Source organism: Pseudoalteromonas rubra, from assembly GCF_001482385.1.
GTDB classification, from domain to species: domain Bacteria; phylum Pseudomonadota; class Gammaproteobacteria; order Enterobacterales; family Alteromonadaceae; genus Pseudoalteromonas; species Pseudoalteromonas ardens.
Genome location: NZ_CP013611.1, coordinates 3,944,804 through 3,962,961 on the forward strand (window position 1 = coordinate 3,944,804; position 18,158 = coordinate 3,962,961).

General features: G+C 48.6%; 20 protein-coding genes and 1 tRNA gene. 17 read left to right on the plus strand and 4 right to left on the minus strand.

The genetic code is table 11. From position 1 onward, the window contains the following. The first annotated feature begins 88 nt into the window (after positions 1-88). The 14 genes from ptsP to AT705_RS17050 all read left to right on the plus strand — a co-directional run bounded on the left by ptsP (position 89) and on the right by AT705_RS17050 (position 13,778). The gene (gene ptsP / locus AT705_RS16985) at positions 89-2,368 is read left to right on the plus strand and encodes a phosphoenolpyruvate--protein phosphotransferase (RefSeq protein ID WP_058797465.1); all 2,280 of its coding nucleotides are present in this window, start codon (positions 89-91) and stop codon (positions 2,366-2,368) included. Positions 2,369-2,434: 66 nt separating this feature from the next. Next, positions 2,435-3,247, plus strand: a complete 813-nt coding sequence (locus AT705_RS16990; protein WP_058797466.1) for a sulfite exporter TauE/SafE family protein — start codon at positions 2,435-2,437, stop codon at positions 3,245-3,247. Positions 3,248-3,256: 9 nt separating this feature from the next. After that, a complete protein-coding gene (gene lgt / locus AT705_RS16995) occupies positions 3,257-4,051 on the plus strand; it encodes a prolipoprotein diacylglyceryl transferase (RefSeq protein WP_058797467.1) in 795 nt (264 codons plus the stop codon). Positions 4,052-4,200: 149 nt separating this feature from the next. Then, positions 4,201-5,034 (plus strand): thymidylate synthase, encoded by an 834-nt coding sequence (locus AT705_RS17000; RefSeq protein WP_058797468.1) that lies wholly within the window; start codon positions 4,201-4,203, stop codon positions 5,032-5,034. A 69-nt stretch (positions 5,035-5,103) separates the two neighbouring features. Continuing rightward, the gene (locus tag AT705_RS17005) at positions 5,104-5,718 is read left to right on the plus strand and encodes a hypothetical protein (protein ID WP_157576824.1); all 615 of its coding nucleotides are present in this window, start codon (positions 5,104-5,106) and stop codon (positions 5,716-5,718) included. A gap of 237 nt (positions 5,719-5,955) precedes the next feature. Next, positions 5,956-6,528 carry a DUF4402 domain-containing protein gene (locus AT705_RS17010; protein ID WP_237113742.1) on the plus strand — a complete coding sequence of 191 codons (573 nt, stop codon included), beginning with the start codon at positions 5,956-5,958 and terminating at the stop codon, positions 6,526-6,528. A gap of 35 nt (positions 6,529-6,563) precedes the next feature. Then, positions 6,564-7,019 carry a DUF4402 domain-containing protein gene (locus AT705_RS17015; RefSeq protein WP_058797470.1) on the plus strand — a complete coding sequence of 152 codons (456 nt, stop codon included), beginning with the start codon at positions 6,564-6,566 and terminating at the stop codon, positions 7,017-7,019. A 63-nt stretch (positions 7,020-7,082) separates the two neighbouring features. Continuing rightward, the gene (locus AT705_RS17020; protein WP_058797471.1) at positions 7,083-7,895 is read left to right on the plus strand and encodes a fimbrial biogenesis chaperone; all 813 of its coding nucleotides are present in this window, start codon (positions 7,083-7,085) and stop codon (positions 7,893-7,895) included. A 14-nt stretch (positions 7,896-7,909) separates the two neighbouring features. Next, on the plus strand, positions 7,910-10,885 hold the full coding sequence (locus AT705_RS17025) for a hypothetical protein (RefSeq protein ID WP_157576826.1): 2,976 nt from the start codon (positions 7,910-7,912) through the stop codon (positions 10,883-10,885). A 12-nt stretch (positions 10,886-10,897) separates the two neighbouring features. Next, complete coding sequence (locus AT705_RS17030) at positions 10,898-11,581, plus strand: SPOR domain-containing protein (RefSeq protein ID WP_058797473.1); 684 nt, start codon at positions 10,898-10,900, stop codon at positions 11,579-11,581. Positions 11,582-11,649: 68 nt separating this feature from the next. After that, a complete protein-coding gene (locus AT705_RS17035) occupies positions 11,650-12,246 on the plus strand; it encodes a FlgO family outer membrane protein (RefSeq protein WP_058797474.1) in 597 nt (198 codons plus the stop codon). Between the two features lie 11 nt (positions 12,247-12,257). Further along, positions 12,258-12,911, plus strand: a complete 654-nt coding sequence (locus tag AT705_RS17040; protein ID WP_058797475.1) for a FlgO family outer membrane protein — start codon at positions 12,258-12,260, stop codon at positions 12,909-12,911. Positions 12,912-12,913: 2 nt separating this feature from the next. Beyond that, positions 12,914-13,573, plus strand: a complete 660-nt coding sequence (locus AT705_RS17045; protein ID WP_058797476.1) for a FlgO family outer membrane protein — start codon at positions 12,914-12,916, stop codon at positions 13,571-13,573. A 130-nt stretch (positions 13,574-13,703) separates the two neighbouring features. After that, positions 13,704-13,778 (plus strand) — tRNA-Arg (locus AT705_RS17050). Positions 13,779-13,807: 29 nt separating this feature from the next. Here the strand turns inward: AT705_RS17050 and AT705_RS17055 are convergent. Then, entirely contained in the window at positions 13,808-14,980 is a 1,173-nt protein-coding gene (locus tag AT705_RS17055) for a flagellar assembly protein T N-terminal domain-containing protein (RefSeq protein WP_420492124.1), read from the minus strand. 152 nt (positions 14,981-15,132) lie between these two features. On the opposite strand from AT705_RS17055, the gene AT705_RS17060 reads away from it, so the two are divergent. The 3 genes from AT705_RS17060 (at position 15,133) to AT705_RS17070 (ending at position 16,591) form a co-directional block, all read left to right on the plus strand. Next, positions 15,133-15,627 (plus strand): LPP20 family lipoprotein, encoded by a 495-nt coding sequence (locus AT705_RS17060; RefSeq protein ID WP_058797477.1) that lies wholly within the window; start codon positions 15,133-15,135, stop codon positions 15,625-15,627. A 131-nt stretch (positions 15,628-15,758) separates the two neighbouring features. Continuing rightward, on the plus strand, positions 15,759-16,250 hold the full coding sequence (locus AT705_RS17065; protein ID WP_010386771.1) for an ImmA/IrrE family metallo-endopeptidase: 492 nt from the start codon (positions 15,759-15,761) through the stop codon (positions 16,248-16,250). Next, the gene (locus tag AT705_RS17070; RefSeq protein ID WP_058797478.1) at positions 16,250-16,591 is read left to right on the plus strand and encodes a hypothetical protein; all 342 of its coding nucleotides are present in this window, start codon (positions 16,250-16,252) and stop codon (positions 16,589-16,591) included. The genes AT705_RS17065 and AT705_RS17070 overlap by 1 nt, the downstream gene beginning before the upstream one ends. A gap of 14 nt (positions 16,592-16,605) precedes the next feature. Here the strand turns inward: AT705_RS17070 and flgN are convergent, their stop codons facing one another. From flgN to flgA, 3 genes are all read right to left on the minus strand, one after another. Next, the gene (flgN, locus tag AT705_RS17075) at positions 16,606-17,034 is read right to left on the minus strand and encodes a flagellar protein FlgN (protein WP_058797479.1); all 429 of its coding nucleotides are present in this window, start codon (positions 17,032-17,034) and stop codon (positions 16,606-16,608) included. 7 nt (positions 17,035-17,041) lie between these two features. After that, positions 17,042-17,365, minus strand: coding sequence for a flagellar biosynthesis anti-sigma factor FlgM (gene flgM / locus AT705_RS17080; RefSeq protein ID WP_049864732.1), 324 nt, complete (start codon positions 17,363-17,365; stop codon positions 17,042-17,044). 71 nt (positions 17,366-17,436) lie between these two features. Further along, positions 17,437-18,150: a flagellar basal body P-ring formation chaperone FlgA gene (gene flgA / locus AT705_RS17085; protein ID WP_058797480.1), complete on the minus strand. Its 714-nt coding sequence runs from the start codon at positions 18,148-18,150 to the stop codon at positions 17,437-17,439. Between the last annotated feature and the right edge of the window lie 8 nt (positions 18,151-18,158).

Genomic DNA, 18,158 nt, shown 5'->3' on the forward strand with positions numbered 1-18,158 from the left:
ACAGCGTATCGTCACCAGTGTTGGCTATGCTTAACAGAAAGAGTAAATGAGCAGTACAGAGCGATTTCTACCAATTTAGGAGTCAGGCGTGTTAGCAACATTACGAACCATCGCGGAGGTAGTCTCACAGCAGGATAACCTCGAAATGGCCTTATCTCGCTTTGTGATGATGGTTAAGGAGGCAATGCAAACTGAGTGTTGTTCCGTTTACTTTGCCGATTATAGCCAGGACAACTTTGTATTGATGGCCAGTGACGGCCTCAATCCGGACGCCGTTGGCCAGTTTCGGGTCGGCTTCACAGAGGGTCTGGTTGGGTTGGTTGCCCAGCGTGAAGAGCCCATCAATATCGCGCATGCCCAGAGTCACCCTAGATTCAAATTACACGACGAGGTGCACGAAGAGGGCTACAATGCCTTTTTGTCAGTGCCTGTCGTACATCAACGAAAAGTGCTGGGCGTGATTGTGGTGCAGCAACGAGAAGAGCGCGTCTTCAGCCATGATGAGGAGTCCTTCTTAATTACGCTGTCTGCTCAGCTGGCCTCACAACTTGCACAGGTAGAACTGCAATCTGTCCTGAAGCAGGATGCCTCTAGTCATAAAACATCAGTGCTCAAGGGGGTGGCAAGCGCGCCAGGTATTGCCCTTGGTGAAGCATTTGTGGTCATTCCAAAGCTCGACTTTGCCAGTATTGAATCTCAGCAGTGTGAACATATGCATCAGCAGCGGCAGCTATTCCAACAGGCGGTTGCCGCGACCCGACAAGAATTTCATGTGCTGAAAAACACCCTCAGTGATTCGTTACCGAAAGAAGCACTGGCTGTATTTGAAGTGTATCAGCAGCTGCTGGATGCGCGCAGCCTGGGTCAGCGCGTTGAACAGCAGCTGGAGCAAGGGTGGAATGCCAAATCTGCGTTAAAGCATGTGATTATCGAACTGGTGGCGCAGTTTGAAGCTATGTCCGATCCTTATATACGTGAGCGGGCGGTTGATGTTCGAGATCTGGGACTCAGAGTTTTGCATCATCTGGTCAGCACTGAGAGCATGGTTAAGAGTCATCCGGATAACACCATTTTAATTGCCAATGAACTGACACCGGCGATGCTGGCCGAGGTTCCTAAAAACAAGCTTAAAGGGGTCATCAGTGTACATGGCTCGGCAAATTCGCATGCCTCTATTTTGACCCGGGCAATGGGGATCCCCGCTATCTGGGGGATTGAAGACATTCCTTTGTTGCAGTTCGATGGCAAAGATATGATCCTCGATGCTTACGCCGGGCGTGTCTATATTTCGCCATCCGACGTGTTGCGCAATGAATACTCAGCACTGAAGCTTAAAGAGGGTCAGCTACATGACAAATTTGAAGCTGAGCACCATTTATCTTCTGTCACCCTGGACGGTGAGCGGATCAGCCTGTTGCTCAACGCAGGCCTGGACTTATCTACCGAGCACCTCAGTGCCAAATATTGTGATGGTGTAGGATTATATCGTACCGAAGCCTGGTTTATGCAGCGTGGACAGTTTCCTTCTCAGGCTGAGCAGGAGAGCTGGTATCGCGATGTGCTGGCACGTTATCATCCTGAACCTGTCATTATGCGTACGCTCGACATTGGCGGTGACAAGGTACTGGACTACTTTAACATCAGTGAGGATAACCCCTTTCTTGGCTGGCGCGGGATCCGGGTTACGCTGGATCACCCTGAGCTGTTCTTAGATCAACTTAAGGCCATGCTTAAAGCCAATGCAGGTCTGGGCAATTTACGTATTATGCTGCCTATGGTCAGTCATACCGAGGAAGTGGATGAAGCTTTGGGGTTACTGGAGCAAGCCTACTTTGAACTACAGGAAGAGTGGGCCGACCAATTTTATACCATAGATAAACCCGATATTGGCGTGATGCTTGAAGTACCATCGAGTATCTTTTTATTACCTGAATGGGCTGAAAAAGTCGATTTTTGCTCAGTTGGCAGTAATGATTTAACGCAATATCTGCTGGCGGTAGACAGGGCCAATGCACAGGTTGCAGAGCTGTTTGAGCCGTATCATCCCAGTGTGTTGCGGGTATTGAAAAAAATTGCCGATGATTGCCAGCAGCTGGAGCTGCCCTTCAGTTTATGTGGTGAACTGGGTGGTGAACCTGAAGGCGCCATTTTACTTGTGGCGATGGGATTTCGTCGCCTCAGTATGAATATTTCGTCTTTGAACAAAATAAAATGGACACTGCGTCGGCTTGCCGTCAAAGATATGGAGGCCTTACTTACTCAGTGCCTCACAGCATCCAGTGCCAAACAGGTTCACCGGCTATTGCGTGAATTTTTGATAGCGCATGGACTAAGCGAGTTACTTTATACCAAAAGTGATACAGCCTGAACCACGACTGGAGGCGTCTGTTCAGATACGTTACTATAACGCGCCCATAATAATAAGAGTGTCTTTATGACAATCAGTGTGTTACTCATTTTGAGCTGCGCCTTGCTTGGCTGTGTGGTTGGTTTTCTCGCAGGACTACTTGGCATTGGCGGCGGCTTGATCATTGTTCCGGTACTGTCGGCAATTTTATTGTATTTCGAGGTGCTGGCTGATGAACATGTGATTATTGTGGCCATTGCCACGTCTTTGGCGTCGATATTATTTACGTCAACCTCCTCTGCGCTGGCGCATCACCGAAATCGTAACGTGCCCTGGGAGATTGCGCCCTGGGTGATGACGGGCGTGGCTCTGGGGGCTTTAGTCAGCGGCTTTATGGTTTCCCTGAGCCCGGTGCACTGGGTAAAGTGGACGTTTGTCATTTCTGTGTTGCTTATTGCCATTAAAATGGTCTTCAGTTCTCAATCGTCGGCCCCCGACAAGCCACGCGATTTGCCGTCAGGCCCGGTTTTAACCGCCATCACCACCCTGATGGGCGCTCTGTCTGCGATGATAGGCATTGGTGGAGGTGTACTGATCGTACCGCTGCTGAGCTATTTTTCAGTTGATATGCGCAAAGCGATAGGCTGCGCGGCGGTCAGTGGAATTGTGATTGCCTTGTTTGGCTCCGTTGGCTACATAGTGTCGGGTGGACAGGCATTGAAATTAGCAGACGGTTTTGCCGGTTTTGTGTATTTACCGGCATTATTTGGTATTGTGCTGACATCCTGGTTTGTCGCGCCAATGGGCGCCAAAGCAACGCACTATCTGCCGGTGCCAGTGATTAAGAAAGTGTTCGCGTTACTGCTCGTGGTGATTGCGGGAAAAATGTTATTTTATTGAGGGAAAGCGATGGCTTTGCAGTTTCCAGAAATCGATCCAATTATATTTTCGATTGGACCCCTAAGTGTGCGCTGGTATGGCGTGATGTATTTAATCGGTTTTGCGTTTGCCATGTGGTGGGCGAATAAAGAAGCCGATAAGCCCAATTCGGGGTGGACCAAAGATGAAGTCAGTGACCTGCTGTTTTATGGCATGTTGGGGGTCATCCTGGGCGGACGAATAGGCTACGTCTTGTTTTATCAGTTCAACCTCTTCCTTGAAAATCCGATGTATCTGCTGCGCATTGATCAGGGCGGCATGTCCTTCCACGGTGGTGCATTGGGCGTGATAGCGGGTATCTTTATTTTTGCCTGGCGATTCAATAAATCTCCGCTGGCGGTTGGCGACTTTGTGGTTCCCATGGTACCGGTAGGCCTGCTGGCAGGACGTATTGGTAACTTTATCAATGGTGAGCTTTGGGGCCGTGCTACAGATGTTCCGTGGGCCGTCGTTTTCCCAACGGGAGGCTCGATTGCGCGTCATCCATCACAGCTTTACGAGGCGTTTCTGGAAGGACTGGTATTGTTCATCATGCTGATCTGGTACAGAAAGCAGCCACGTCCGGCTGGCAGCGTGGCAGGTTTGTTCCTGCTTGGATATGGTACTTTCCGTTTCATCGTTGAGTATTTCCGTGAACCGGATGCCCATATCGGTTTGTATGCCGGTATGATTTCTCAGGGACAGATCTTGTCTTTACCTATGGTGATCGGTGGCCTGGGCCTGATGCTCTGGAGCCACAAGCGCATCGCAACTGCCCGCGCATAAATGTCAGTGGGCCCCAGATCTCAGGGGCCCACATTGCCTGCCAATAAATCCCGTCGTGAATTAGTTACCCCAGCGTGCGAACGTAGTATACTTTCGTGCCAGATAAGCCCTGAGTCGGGTTATTAGTGAGATAATTTGAGGAGTAAAGCATGAAAGTGTATTTGGAGTTGTTGCGAGATGTATTAGAAAACGGCACCCAGAAAGGGGACCGCACTGGTACTGGTACGCGCTCCGTATTTGGTCGTCAAATTCGTCACAACCTCCAGGATGGTTTTCCGTTGCTGACCACCAAAAAGCTGCACTTCAAGAGCATTGCCAATGAGCTGATCTGGTTTCTTAGAGGCGATACCAATAAAACCTGGTTAAATGAAAACGGGGTGAAAATCTGGGATGAGTGGGCACTGGAAAACGGCGACCTTGGCCCAATTTATGGCAAGCAGTGGACGGCGTGGCCGACCAAAGACGGCGGAGAAGTTAATCAAATAGACTATGTGGTTGATACGCTCAAAAATAATCCGAACAGTCGTCGCATCTTATTCCATGGCTGGAATGTTGAGTATCTGCCCGATGAGTCGATGAGTCCGCAAGAAAATGTTCAGGCCGGTCGTATGGCTTTACCGCCTTGCCACCTGCTTTATCAGTTCTACGTGGCAGATGGTAAATTATCCGGGCAGCTGTATATTCGTAGCTCAGATATTTTTCTGGGGCTGCCGTATAACATCGCCAGTTTGTCTTTGTTGGTGCATATGCTGGCGCAACAATGCGACCTTGAACCAGGAGAAGTGATTGTGAGCTTTGGTGATTTGCATGCCTACTCAAATCATATGGCGCAGATTGAGCAGCAGTTACAGCGCGAACCGAAAGGCCTGCCGACACTCAATATCCTGCGTAAGCCAGAGTCTATTTATGATTACCGTTTCGAAGATTTTGCAATAGAGGGGTATGATGCCGACCCTAACATTAAAGCACCTGTTGCGATTTAGGGTGCAAAAGGCGTAATATGTAGTTGGCGGCCAGTGAAGGCCGCTTGTTATAAAAGGAGCACGACAACGATGTTGAACCATTCCAGCATGTGCCATCAACGCACCAAAACACCTGCGATAACGCATGCGATATTACTTGCAGGCACTGTGCTCTTATCTGCTTGCAGCTCGAATCCATCACCAGATGAAGAGGCCGAGGCGCTTGCCCGGGCTGAATTAATCAAAACCTACAATCAGCACAAAGCCAATATTGAACGAGTCGCTAAGATGGAGCAGGACCTGTCTCAGCTGCTGACTTTGTTATCTGATTCCAGTGGGGTTGAGCCAATTGAAGAAAAGCTGATGCAGCCAGAAAAACCCGTTACTACCCACCGGGCGGAGCCGACTGCTGTCACTAACACCTTTGCTACACCGGGACAAAATCAGTTTGTGGTGCAATTTGGTCGTCACCTGTTAGATACGCGTGCAGAGGCACAGAATCAACGGATTAAAGCATCTCTGTCACTAATACAAAGTTATTATCCTGAGATGTTTAATGCCGTTTCAATTTATTCACAATCACCCTCACAAAATGGCTCTCAGTTCTTCATTACGCAGGCTTCCGGGTTTGGTTCTGAGCAAGAAAGGCGTTTATTTTGCCGCTTAATTAAGGCCAGTGGTCAACCATGCAAATTGGTTAACTAGCTAAAAATATTGAAATTAAATTAAAGTTTTAGTATTCAGGTACGATATATTAGATGTCTGTGTAGTGTTTTTATTCAAGTTTGAGCACCTTTCTACCCAAGGGCACTCTAACAATGATTAAAAATAACTATAAAGTTGTGGTTTTACGTGTGCATTGGTGATGCGATGCACATGGAATTTGTTGGCCGACTACGGATACGGCTATTTAATAAAAAGGATAAACTGATGGAAAAGTTAATGAAAAAGTACTCTCTACTCTCAATCCTGGCTGTAATGCCGGCACTGACTACTGCACAGCCTGCAGAGTTTAAAGCGTCAGTAACAGTAAAAAATGTCTTCACTTTTGAAAATACTGAGCCGCTGAGCTTTGGTACAATTCGAGCCAGTGGTGACACGGGTGGTGTAGAAACGGCCACCCTGGTTATTTCTGCTAACCCAAATACGGCACCGCGAGCCGCTTCTACGGATGTGGCTAAAGCCGAAATTGCTATCCTTGAGCCAGGCTCTCCTGCCAAGTTTACTGTTGATGGCGTCGCACCTTATGCATCACTGACCATTACTGACCCGACAGAAACGGATGTGCTACCACAAAGCCTGCCACCTGGCACACCGGGTTTTAAGCTGAGCGCTTTTACTTATTATGTGACCTCAGGCACCACCCCTGCTGCTGCAACAACAACGGTTCAGGCTGATGCTGATGGTAAAATTGCCTTTAATGTGGGCGCGACACTCACCACTGAGAGCGCAGATAAGGGTAATTACCTTGATGGCGAATATGAAGGCACTTTTAACGTAGAGCTAAGCTACTAGTGTGCAGAGGCGGGCAAGGTGCCCGCTGGTCTCCCATGAAGGCGCTGTTTGTGTTTTTGGGCTTGTTCTGTAGCTGGTGCAGTCAGGCCAATATTATACATAATGCGGATCTGAGTTTCGGCACTATTATTGTGGCGGACCCCAGTGTTGCAAGCAGTGTTGTTGTGTCACCTGGAGGTGGCACCAGCTCATCGGGTAGCATTCATGTGATCAAAAAAGGGCACCCGGCTGAACTCCTGCTGGAATCGTTTCCTGCGGGTGTTTATCTGAATATATCGACTGATTTGCTCAATGACCAATTGGCGCATAGTAACCTAATCACTGCGGGAAAGCTGAGTGTGACTAAGCTACATCATCCTGCCAGGGTATTCACCGACCGGGATGGCCGCGCCCGTCTGCTAATTGGCGGAACGTTACAAAGCCAGGCTTCAGCAGCGCTCTATGTAGATGGTCAATATGCAACGACAGTCAGTATCGAAGTAAGCTATTAACTTAGCTATTAGCCGGTAAACACCGGGACTCGCCTTCATGAGCAGTAAAATAGGCAAAATTCAATGAAGTATATTACCCACATCGTATTGTTCGCCCTGCTGTTTTGTACAACACACGTGTACGCGAACTTATTGATTTCCCCGACTCGGGTTGTCTTTGATGAGCGACAACGCAGTGCCAAGGTGTTTCTGATTAACAGCAGTCAGGAATATAAAACCTATCGTCTGAGCTTTAAAGAAAAGCTGGCATTGCCACAAGGTGGCTACACAGATGTGTCTGAGCAGGAAAACCCTATGCGTTTGAGTGGCTTACTCAGAATGACACCAAAACAAGTTCGTCTAGCGCCTGGTGAACGTCAGGTCGTTAAGCTGGCTTTGCGCCGTCAAAGAAACATGGCAGCGGGAGAGTACCGCTCGCACCTGTTCTTTCAGGCATTACCTGAGAAAAAAAATCAGGATCAGGAAGGGGTGGGGATCAGGCTCAATATGATCATGAGCTACAGCATCCCGCTGATCTACCGTCAGTCTGCATCCTCACCTCAGGTGTCCATTGATGAAGCCTCTCTGAGCCGTGGCAAGACGGGGAAATTGGAAACGGTTAACCTGACTTTGTCGCGCAAAGGGGATGCCAGTCCTTTTGGCGGTGTGCGCGTTTTCTGGCGAGCCCAAAACAGAGCGAACTGGGAGGAGGCAGCACTGGTTAACAGCTTCAGCATTTATCCGGAGCTCAGTCAGGCACAATTGCAGCTGAAACTGCTGACACCAGAGATGTTCCAGGGAGTACGTTCCGGGCAGCTAAAAGTGGTTTATACAGGCAGTGGTGAATATAAAGGACAGTCATTTGCCGAGCGTATTTTCTCCATTGCTGTGCCCTGAATACAGGCTCGTTAATGGTTAGAGTCGCATTATGTGTGGTGCTCGCTTTGATATGTGTATTTACTATGCCAGCACATGGGACCCCACAACAGGATTTCTCTGAGGTCCTCGGTACGCTGCAACGCATACAGGCAAAGCTGTCTCAGTCACAAGCCAGTCTGACAGTGAATAATCAGCCTGAGCAGGCGGGGATCCCAGAAGGTGAAGACCTGTTCTTATCTGTTTATGCTGACGGGGTGTACCTGGGTGAGGTGTTTGCGGTTAAAAGTAAGCGCGATGCGCAAGTCGAACTGCGCAGTTTGTTTGCCGTGCTGGACTTTGCCATTAACGATGACGATAAGCCTGATTATTTTACCGGCTGGTATCTTAGTCCTGAGCGCACTTTTTTACTTGATAGTAAGCAAAAACGAGCGCAGGTTAATGAGCAGGAATATCGGCTCTCGGAGCAGGATATCTCCCACACGCAGGGTGAAGTCTTCATCGAGTCTGCGCTGATTGCAGACTGGTTTGGGTTGGATCTCCAGTTTAACTATACCGATCAAAGATTGCAGGTACAGTCCCCTCTGCCGCTGCCTGCATTGGAACGTCAGGCACGTGCCAATCGCCAGATTGCTCAGCATAGCGCCAGCTCAGCGTCGAAACTCGCCTGGAAGCCTAACCCTTATCAAATGTTATCTTCTCCCTTAATGGATATGCAGTTCGGTTATCGTCGTGACAATGATGAAGATGCTTTTTACTATTCGGCGCTGGGCGCACATGATCTTGCATTCTGGAATGTAGAGTACTTTGTTGCGGGCACAGAAGGTGATGCGCTGGATCAGGGTCGCTTTAAAGCGAAAAGGGAGGATGCCCAGGGGCGGCTATTGGGCCAGATGCAGGCAACACAGTTAGAGGTTGGTGATATTCAGGCAACTCATATTGGTGACGGACAGTCCACCGGACAAGGTGTGGGGATGCGGGTGTCTGATAAGCCGCTGCACGCTGAAATACAGGAGCAGAGTGTTCAGATCACAGGCTCGGTGCAGGCAGGCTGGGACGTCGAACTGTATCACAATGGCTTGCTGGTTGCGCAGCAGCTCCAGGTCCAAACGGGCCGTTATGATTTTGACCGTATCCCATTGTATTTTGGTAGTAATCAGTTTGAGCTGGTTAAGTATGGGCCACAAGGGCAAGTTGAGCGTGAGCAGCGCAGCTATTTTGTTGAGGGGACCGGGCTGAAAACTGGTCAGGGTTATTTCGATGTGTCGGTTACCGACAGTGGTAGCTCAATCTTAAGTAATGATCTTGCCCCAACAACGCAGTCAGGCTGGCATGTTCATGGTCGTTATGACCTGGGATTGTCTGACACTATGTCAGTCTATGGGGGGATCGCTCAGGCGCTGTCGAATGAAGCGCTTATTGAACGCACCGTTACGACCGGTGGTACGTTAAGTTTGTGGAACAAAATGCTCCTTAATCTAGATTTATCCCACGATAGCGAGTCGCAGCATCGGGCCAGAGTCAGTGCCAGAACTGAATGGGCAGGGCAGGCCATCACTGCAGGCTGGCAGACACAGCGTCGATTGCTCAACACCTCACACGTGAACGATGATTATCGTGATACCCGGGGGTTGTATATGCGTATGTCAGGCATGTTTGATGTTCTGAATAAGCAGTTATCATATCAAAACCAGGTGCAATGGAATCGCACTGACGAGGATACAGAATATACTTTGCTGACCAATCGATTAAGTCTCTCTGTAGGTCGTGTGAATATCAGCAATCAGGTGCAGTGGCAATCTAACAATGCTGCTGGCGACCACTCAACGTCGGGTCAGGTGAGATTTCAGACTCGTTTGGGGCGTATATTTGGTCGTTTGATTTTTGATTATGAATTGCACCCTCACAGTGAATTAATTGCCTATGAAACGCGTTTTTATCGCAGTCTAAATGAGCAATTTAACGTTGAGTTAAGTTTCAGAGAGACGCTTGAAACTGACTATCAAAAAGGTGAACTGGGCTTGAACTGGTTGGGCGACAAAATTCGCTTGAACAGTCAGCTCAGTTACGACAGTTACGATGAATGGGAAGTGGGGATAAACGGGCAGTTTAGCTTTGGCTATCACCCTCAAAGCGAACAGCTGCTGTTTAGTCAGCGACGATTAGCCAGTAATGGCGCGGTACTGGTCAAGGTCTATCTGGATCATAATGCCAATGGTCTGTTTGATGAGTCAGATGAAGTGGTACCCGAAGTCAGAGTGCGGGCATTGCAAAATTATATGCAAGGCACCACCGATGAGCAGGGGCTGGTGTTACTCAGTGGTATGCCGGTGAATCAAAAAACCGATATGGTGATTGATACTGACAGTCTTGAGATGCCTTTTGTCATCCCTGCGATTGAAGGGATGGCGATAACACCACGGCGAGGTTTCGTTGAATATTTGGAGCTGCCTTTGGTCAATACCAGTGAAATAGAAGGGGTCGTTTACCAACAAACCGAGACAGAAAACGCCCCCATGCCCTACGCCGATGTAACTTTGCTGGATGAACAAGGAGTACAGGTTGCACGCACCCAGGCTGCATATGACGGATATTATGTATTCACAGACATTAAGCCTGGTCGCTATCGGGCACAGGTTGCCAATGCCGCGAGGCGCGGACTGACACACAGTGAGCAAGTGGAAGTGGCGTTATCGCAGCAAGGAGATGTGCTGGTGGAAGTTGACTTGCAGCTGGCACCCCAGTCAACTCAGGATATTACGGTGCTCTCTGTCGGGCGCTTTACCTCGCTGTCGGTATTAAAAACCTACGCTATGCTGCTGCGTCAGCGACATCGTCAATTGATCACTGATCCCCCGTTTTATCTCTTTGACGACAAGGCACAGACTTACACGCTGGGTATTGCATTCACGCAAAATGATGCAGATACAACGCAACTGCAACAACGTTGTAATGCATTGCAAACAGCGGGCGTGCCGTGTCAACTTGAACACACAGAATTAAAACATTAAAGGGAACGAGTTATGAAGTTATTACCTTACCTGGTATGGCCTTTGCTGGGCTTGATCAGTGGGTGTGCCAGTAATAGTCAGGATGACCAGCGACTGGTCGAATTAGAGCAGCAACTCACGCAGTTGAATGCAGAAGTACAACAGATGAAGCACAGTATTGAGCAGTGGCAGCAGGTGGCGCCACAGGTTAATGAGTTGCTGACCATTGAACAGGACCTTGACCTGTTAAGCACACAGTTGCAGCTGGCACTGACACCAGGTCAGCCACAGTCTGAGGTGATGGTCGCTCAAGTGGACAAGCCGCCGGGCATTGTCGAGCAGCACCTGACTGTGCCGACGCCACTTGTAGAAGCACCCGAAGTTACCGCGCCCGATCAGGTACCTGTAAAGGAATCTTCCACTGAACAGCGGTTAGTCGTGGCAGAAAAAAAGGCTGAGTTTGCAGTACAACTGGCTTCTACCAGAAAACAAAGTCAGTTAAAAACCGTTCACCAGCGTCTGCTAAAAGACTATCCACCGTTGCGGCAGCATCCGGTTAATGTTGAGCAAGTGGAGGTCCGTGGGCAGCGGTATTTCCGGCTGAAACTTGGTGCGTTTGAAAATAAGGCGCAAGGACAGGCGCTGTGTGCTGAACTCCGACCATTTCACCCACAGTGTTTGTTAAGTCACTACACAGACAACCCGATCACGTTATAGCATGTCCGTAAACCGCATTATGGATCGCTTCTTGCATTTGTCTCGTCAAATAGAAAGAGGTGATCATTATGCAACTTCCTGCCGTGATAGTCGCACTGGCCCTGTCGGTGCTGCTCAGTGGCTGCGCTGGAATAATGAAAGCGCAGGAACAAGACAAGGTGGAGCAAGTGCCCCCCTTGCCGACATTACACCAGTATATGGGGCAACTTGCTGCCGCTTTGGGGGAACACAGTCGCCCGCTTAAGCCTGGCGCAACGGTCGCGGTGACGAGTTTTTATCTTGCTGACCAGCTGGGTAATGCGCTCGCGAGCAACCAGGGGAGTGGCCTGAGCACTCAGGTTCAGGAAAGTCTGATCAGCTATGTAACGCAAATGGGGCTGGAAGTGGTAGAGTTTCGGTTACAACGCACTTTAACTTTGTCGGACAGTGCCGATAACTTATTAAGCCGTGATATAGCGTTATTGCGAGAACGTCATAAATTTGACCTCGCGCTAACGGGCACCATCAGTGAAAGCCATGACCATTACACGATCAATGCGCGATTGATCACTATGCTTGATAGCCGCACTGCATCCGCTGCGACCATCTCTGTGCCCAAAGCGGTATTGTGGGGGGATGAAAAAGCCCAAATGCGAGACGGCAAGTTACATCGCGGCCAGTATTAGTGGAGACAAAGATGAAAAAATCTGTGATAGCGCTTGTGTTACCTACCCTTACCTTGTTTGGGTGTGCACAGCTGGGCATGACCAAACACCAGGAAACCACAATGGCACCTGGCAAGTTTAGTGCTGCGGAGCAGTTTCAGGCGCACCCCAGAGGGGTGCAGCAAATGACAGTATCACAACGTATGGCGGCCAAAAACGTGACGCACTACGTACAAAAGCTGATGCAAGACATGATCAGTAATGTGAAATACATTAATGACCAAACACCTGTTGCGGTATCGAGCTTTGTCTTTTTAGATGAAGACTTTAATCATGCGACTTTGCTGGGTAATCAGATTGCTGAAAGTTTCATACACGAGCTGCATAATTTTGGTGTGCCGGTCATTGACTTTAAAACAACGGATTTTATGCGAGTCACCAAACATGGTGATTTCATTTTCAGCCGTGATTTTTTAGAGCTGTCTGATGAGCTGCCGTTTAAATACGTGCTGGCAGGCACGCTGTCGCATCACCAGGGCGGGATCTTAGTCAACGCCCGGATAGTGGGCATGCAAAGCAAAATGGTGGTTGGTACAGCACAAGGGTTTTTGCCTCAGTCAGTGGTGAATGCGCTGAGAGACGGTGCGATCCACGACGGGATCCGGTTACAAAGAGCGGGTGAGTGATCATGAAAACACGCATTCTGAGTGGCTTAACGCTGTCGGTCGTGATGTTGAGTGGCTGTCAGATGATGGGCAAGCAACCTGCCTCGTCAACAGTAACGACCACTGCCATGACACCTAAAGTGGCAAAATTTCGTGAAATAGAAGTGCTTTACGAGGCGTTGGAAGAACAGGCGCCTGAAGCTGAGCATCCGGTTGATCCGGGGTTTGTGAGTGAGCGGCATCGTAAACAGGTCGCCAACTATGCATCTCAGATAGCGCTGGAGTTATCCGACTCTTTGCTGGGCGTACACCCACATTCGGTGGCGGTGACGAGCTTTGTAAGCTTTGATGATACGCTGCGAAGCAGCAACCAGTTGGGTAATCAGCTGTCAGAAAACCTGATCCATGCTTTTCAGAAGCTCGGCTATGCGGCACTGGATTTTAAGTCGCAGCAACAGATCCAGGTCACGCGCAGCGGTGATTTCGTTTTTTCACGGGATAACAGAGCTTTACCGGGTAAACCAGACCCCAGTCATGTGCTCTCTGGCACGATGATCTATCGTGATCGGGGTGTTGAGGTCAATGCGCGTTTGCTGGACTTTGAAAGCCGTCTCGTGGTTGCCAGTTGCATGGTGACTATTCCTTACTTTGTGCTGGATTCAGGCGCAACCGCGGCCAGATAATCTCAACCCGGCAGGGCGTGTACCGCGTCACTGCCAGCCTCACTACTCATAAAAGCGTATTTAATTTTTATTAAGAATCAATCGGTTGACCAATAAGCTGAAAAGGCTTACTATTTTGACACCGCGCTGTGGCCTCTTAGTTAAATGGATATAACAGTCCCCTCCTAAGGGATAGTTGCAGGTTCGATTCCTGCAGGGGCCGCCACGTTATAGTTGACGAAACTATACGTCTGTTTACAGCGCAAAATCTTCCTGTTTTTGTACCATGACTTCCACCAAATCATTGATCTGAATATTATTCAGCGGGCGTTTTGAGATATTTTCGGCGATCGCATTTTGTGCATTCACTTGAGTGACACGCACCTGATTGAGTGTTTTGATACTCTGTGCAAAAAACTGGTTGGTCGCGCTTTGCATATCCCGGCGATGAGAAATCGTCAGCAACTGGCCTATCTCAATACCATGGTTGCTGCCCAGATTGATGACCAGCTTGCCCTGCTCACGATGTAAAATTTTGCCTCTGCTGGGCAGACAGGACAGGGCTGAGTCCAGATCCTGGGCCACGCTGTTAAAAACGCTCTGGATCTGTTTAGCATAATTGGTACGCCAGAAGGTGTCGCTATAGACGTCAACAATCTTGGTCTTTTCGTAAGGCCAGACGCCACTGACGGCATAGTGTTTTTGCCACACTTTATCCCGGGTAAGGGCATCGAATGCGACAAAATCGATTTTAAAGCTGCGCACGTATTCCTCATCCTGCCAGAATGCGTAATCGTCATTCATTTGTTCCCCGGCAGCGACGTCTGTGATCTGGCTCATCAGCACATATTGACTATTGCTTAGCGTGGTCAAAGAGTCGATCAGTTGTTCATCATATTCAAAGCGTTGAGTGAAAAAGGGGCGGGCGTTGATCGCATGATCCAGATAAGGAATGGGTTTCACGGTCAGTTTGCGTTGTGCCAGGGTATGATAAAGTCGTTCGCTGGTGGCCTTGGCAATGTCAAAAATTTGACCCAGGCGTGCCTGATGAGGCTGAATGAGCTGGCTTTGCGTGATCGTCACTTGTTTCGCAACGGCGGCTTGTGTGCACTGTTCCAGCTTGGGGAAGATATCCAGGTGCAAAGTCACACTGACGATACCATCTTGTTTTTGTTCGGATACCAGATTGATTTGCTGGATCTCGCCATGACTTTTAATCTTGATCTGATCTTGTGTTAACACCCCGTCAGCCAGTGTCTGGACACTGGATACGGTTGCTCCGGAGAAGATCAGTGCTTGCGTAATGGCATCCTGTACGGCTTCTTGTCGTGCTTCGGCCATGTCTTCGGTGTGGGCATTGGCATAGCCTGTGACTTCAAACCACTCTGCACTGGCCCCAAAACTGGCGGTGGCCAGTAACACACTCATAATACGCGACAATTTCATGACTTATTACCGAACTGATTGCAAATCTCTGTTCTAACTCAGCAAGTCCCGTGCCAATGGTGTTGGCAAGGTTTGTGCATACAGATTGCTTACTTGATGATATGGCCAATGGGCCACACAGAGGAGTTACCCCTATGAATCAGTTTAGAGCGCTTTGGCATCAACGGGTAGTCAGCCTGGTCAAGTCCTGTGCTGTTGCAACGGTACTGGGGCTGGCAGGATGTAGCTCTATCATAGATAAACATGTGGAATACAGTTATGTGAAGCCCGACTCTTACCCGGTCCTCAAAGCAGTCGGCTATGCCCCTTTAAGTTCACAGCCAGGCAGCAGTGAGAGCGAAAAAATGCTGATGGCCATTAAGGTATCAAAACTGGAAGCTTACCGTGAGTTGGCCGAGCAGGTGTATGGTCACAGATTAAGTGCCAGTACGACGGTACAGGGGGCTGTGGCGCAAAATGATGGATTACGCAGCCAGGTGCAGGGTCTTATTCGTGGCGCTAAGGTTATGAAGAGCTATGCGGTTGGGGATATTTACACCACTGAGCTGGAGCTGGATATGAAGCGTGTTTACGATTTGTATATTGGTGAGGTTAAGCCACGCAAGGTGGAACGGGTAACGTATTACTGAGCGCAGCTTAGTCAATAAAACCGGCAAATTATGTCCTTTGCTTTCAGTGTGCCTTCAATTTATACTGTTTAAATATACACACTGCCTCAGCGCGGCTGAGGTGAATGGTCAGGTCAATAGGAGGTTTGTCGGTGCTGGATCCGAGAAATGAAGCTCAAAAAGTGCTTAGTCGTTTATGGTGTGACAGCCAGTTTCCGGTTGATCCTGTTACTATCTGTAAGTCACTTGGGCTGGAAGTTGTTGAGATGGCGCTGCCGGATAAAGTGTCCGGGGCGTTGATCAAAGAAGCCGGCGTCGATCCTGTTATTGTGCTGCATCAGGACGATCATTTAAATCGTAAGCGGTTTAGCTGTGCCCATGAGCTGGGTCATTATATTTCTCGCATCGAGTCTGACAACACAGATAAAGAATACGAATATATCGACCTCAGAGGTCCGAGCGCGTCAACCGGCGAAGACGAGGAAGAAGTGTTTGCCAACCAGTTTGCTGCAAACTTGCTGATGCCCAATGAAGAAGTGAAACGGTTGCACCGTAAGAAAGTTGCTCATTTTGAGATGGCCATTCATTTTGGTGTGTCCGTTGAAGCACTCAAATATAAGCTCAATGCGCTGGAGCTGTTGTAATGGCACAAAGCAGGGAAGCGCAAAAGGCAGAGCAGTCATCGTTTGCTGCGCAAATTAAGCATAACTTCAAAGAAAACAAGTTCACCAATGTGGACCCCATGCAAGTTCAGAAGGTCAAAGATGCAGAGTCAGATCGAGGCCTGAAGCAGAAATATGCCTGGTGGTTTATCGGGATTTTGGTTGTTCAGTTATTCATTATGAATTTAGTGTTGGTGCTGGTTGGTATGGATAAATTGCACTTTGAGGAGTGGACGCTTAACTTATATATGGCAGGGACTCTGGCCGAAGTGTTTGGCGTGATCCTAGTGATTACAAAAAACTTGTTTCCCACAAAGGCTTAGCCCGACCAAACTGATCAGGCTTTGAGGTTTTTAACCAACTCACCCATGTTAGACACCACACTGCCATCCTGACCATAGGTCATTGAAGTTGGCGCACCAATCAAAATGTCTTTAAGTTCACGCACTGTAAGTTGTGCCTGATGCGCCGCCTGTGCGTTTACGTCATTTTGTTTCTTACAGTGATACAATAACGCTTTAACCTGGTCGGTTAAGGGGACAATTTCGTCATGGCTGAACGTGCTTTGCGGGTATTTGGAGAGGTCTTTGTCCAATTTTTGAAGCTGATTTAAGGTCGTGAGCTTAGTGCGCGCGATTTCCTTGAGGTTGTCTCCGTTGCGAGAAGCGAGCGCCTCTAATTCATCATCCAGAAGCTGGGTCAGAGCTTCCAGAAGATTGATTTGCGCTGTTAGCTGATGGGCACACAGTACCGTTTGGTCGTCCACTTATATTCTATCCAAATAAATCGAACTCAAAGGCGGCAATATTTTTAGCCAGTTTTTCGCCATCAACCTGATATTTGCCTTCGGCAATGGCTTTTTTCAGCTCATCGACTTTTTTGCTGTCGAAAGAAGGTGCTTGCTGCGCTTTTTCTTGCAGCCCCTTGAGTTGTTGTGCTTGTGGCGTCAGACTCACTGAGTCGGCAGCCGCTTTTACCTGTGCTTGCGGTTTAGCTGCGGTATTACTTGCTTCATTTCTTTGTAATTCAGCACGTTGTTGCTTTGCATTTGTTGCAACATTGTTCGGCTGATTTTGACCGTTAATGTTGTTTACCATGATGATGACCCGTTTGTTAAATTGCTTCAGCCTTTATATCGGCAAGCTATACGCATACTTTAGCAAAAAAATCAGATTTTGACTGCTACTGAATCAACATCTTTCACCCTTGCAAGCACCGTTTTTCCTGATCTTGCATTTTTGACCCGGATTTGTTCTCCTAAGTTCCCATCCTGCAAGGCAATACCAGTGGTTTTAATCATCAGTGTGCCATCACTGGCCAGGATTGTCACGTTATCTCCTTTGCAAATCATGCAAATCTGAAACATGCTGATCGGCTTGCCCTGCTGGATACGGCGTTTGGTTTTACTGCCAACAAGCAAGGTCATATCGTCAATGTTGGCAGCACGGACAAAGTGCTTGGGTCGCATCTCGATTGTTACATCCTCTGCAGTTAACAGCACTCCTTTGTCTAACATTCGGGTACTTACAATAACGGGTAATAGTGTTTCGATTTTTACATGAACAAACTGAACCCAGGACTCAAGGTCGTCACAGCGCACCATGACCGTGACCTGACGGTTAAATGGCGGACTGGATTTGCTGCTAATTTGCAATGGGCGCAGGCACTGGCGCTCAGGAATGCGTGTATCCAGTGGCAGTGCCGACACCTGTTGTTGCTCTTCTGCCTGGGTTGGCGTTGGGAGCTGCTCCGAGATAAATTCTATTGCTAATTTCTCAATGCCTTTTGACTCATAGGTTTGACCATAAGCAAATGACGTGGCTAAAAAATATGCCACTATGGGAAAGAAATAAGCGGATAATGTAATTTTTAACAAACTCATGATGTTTC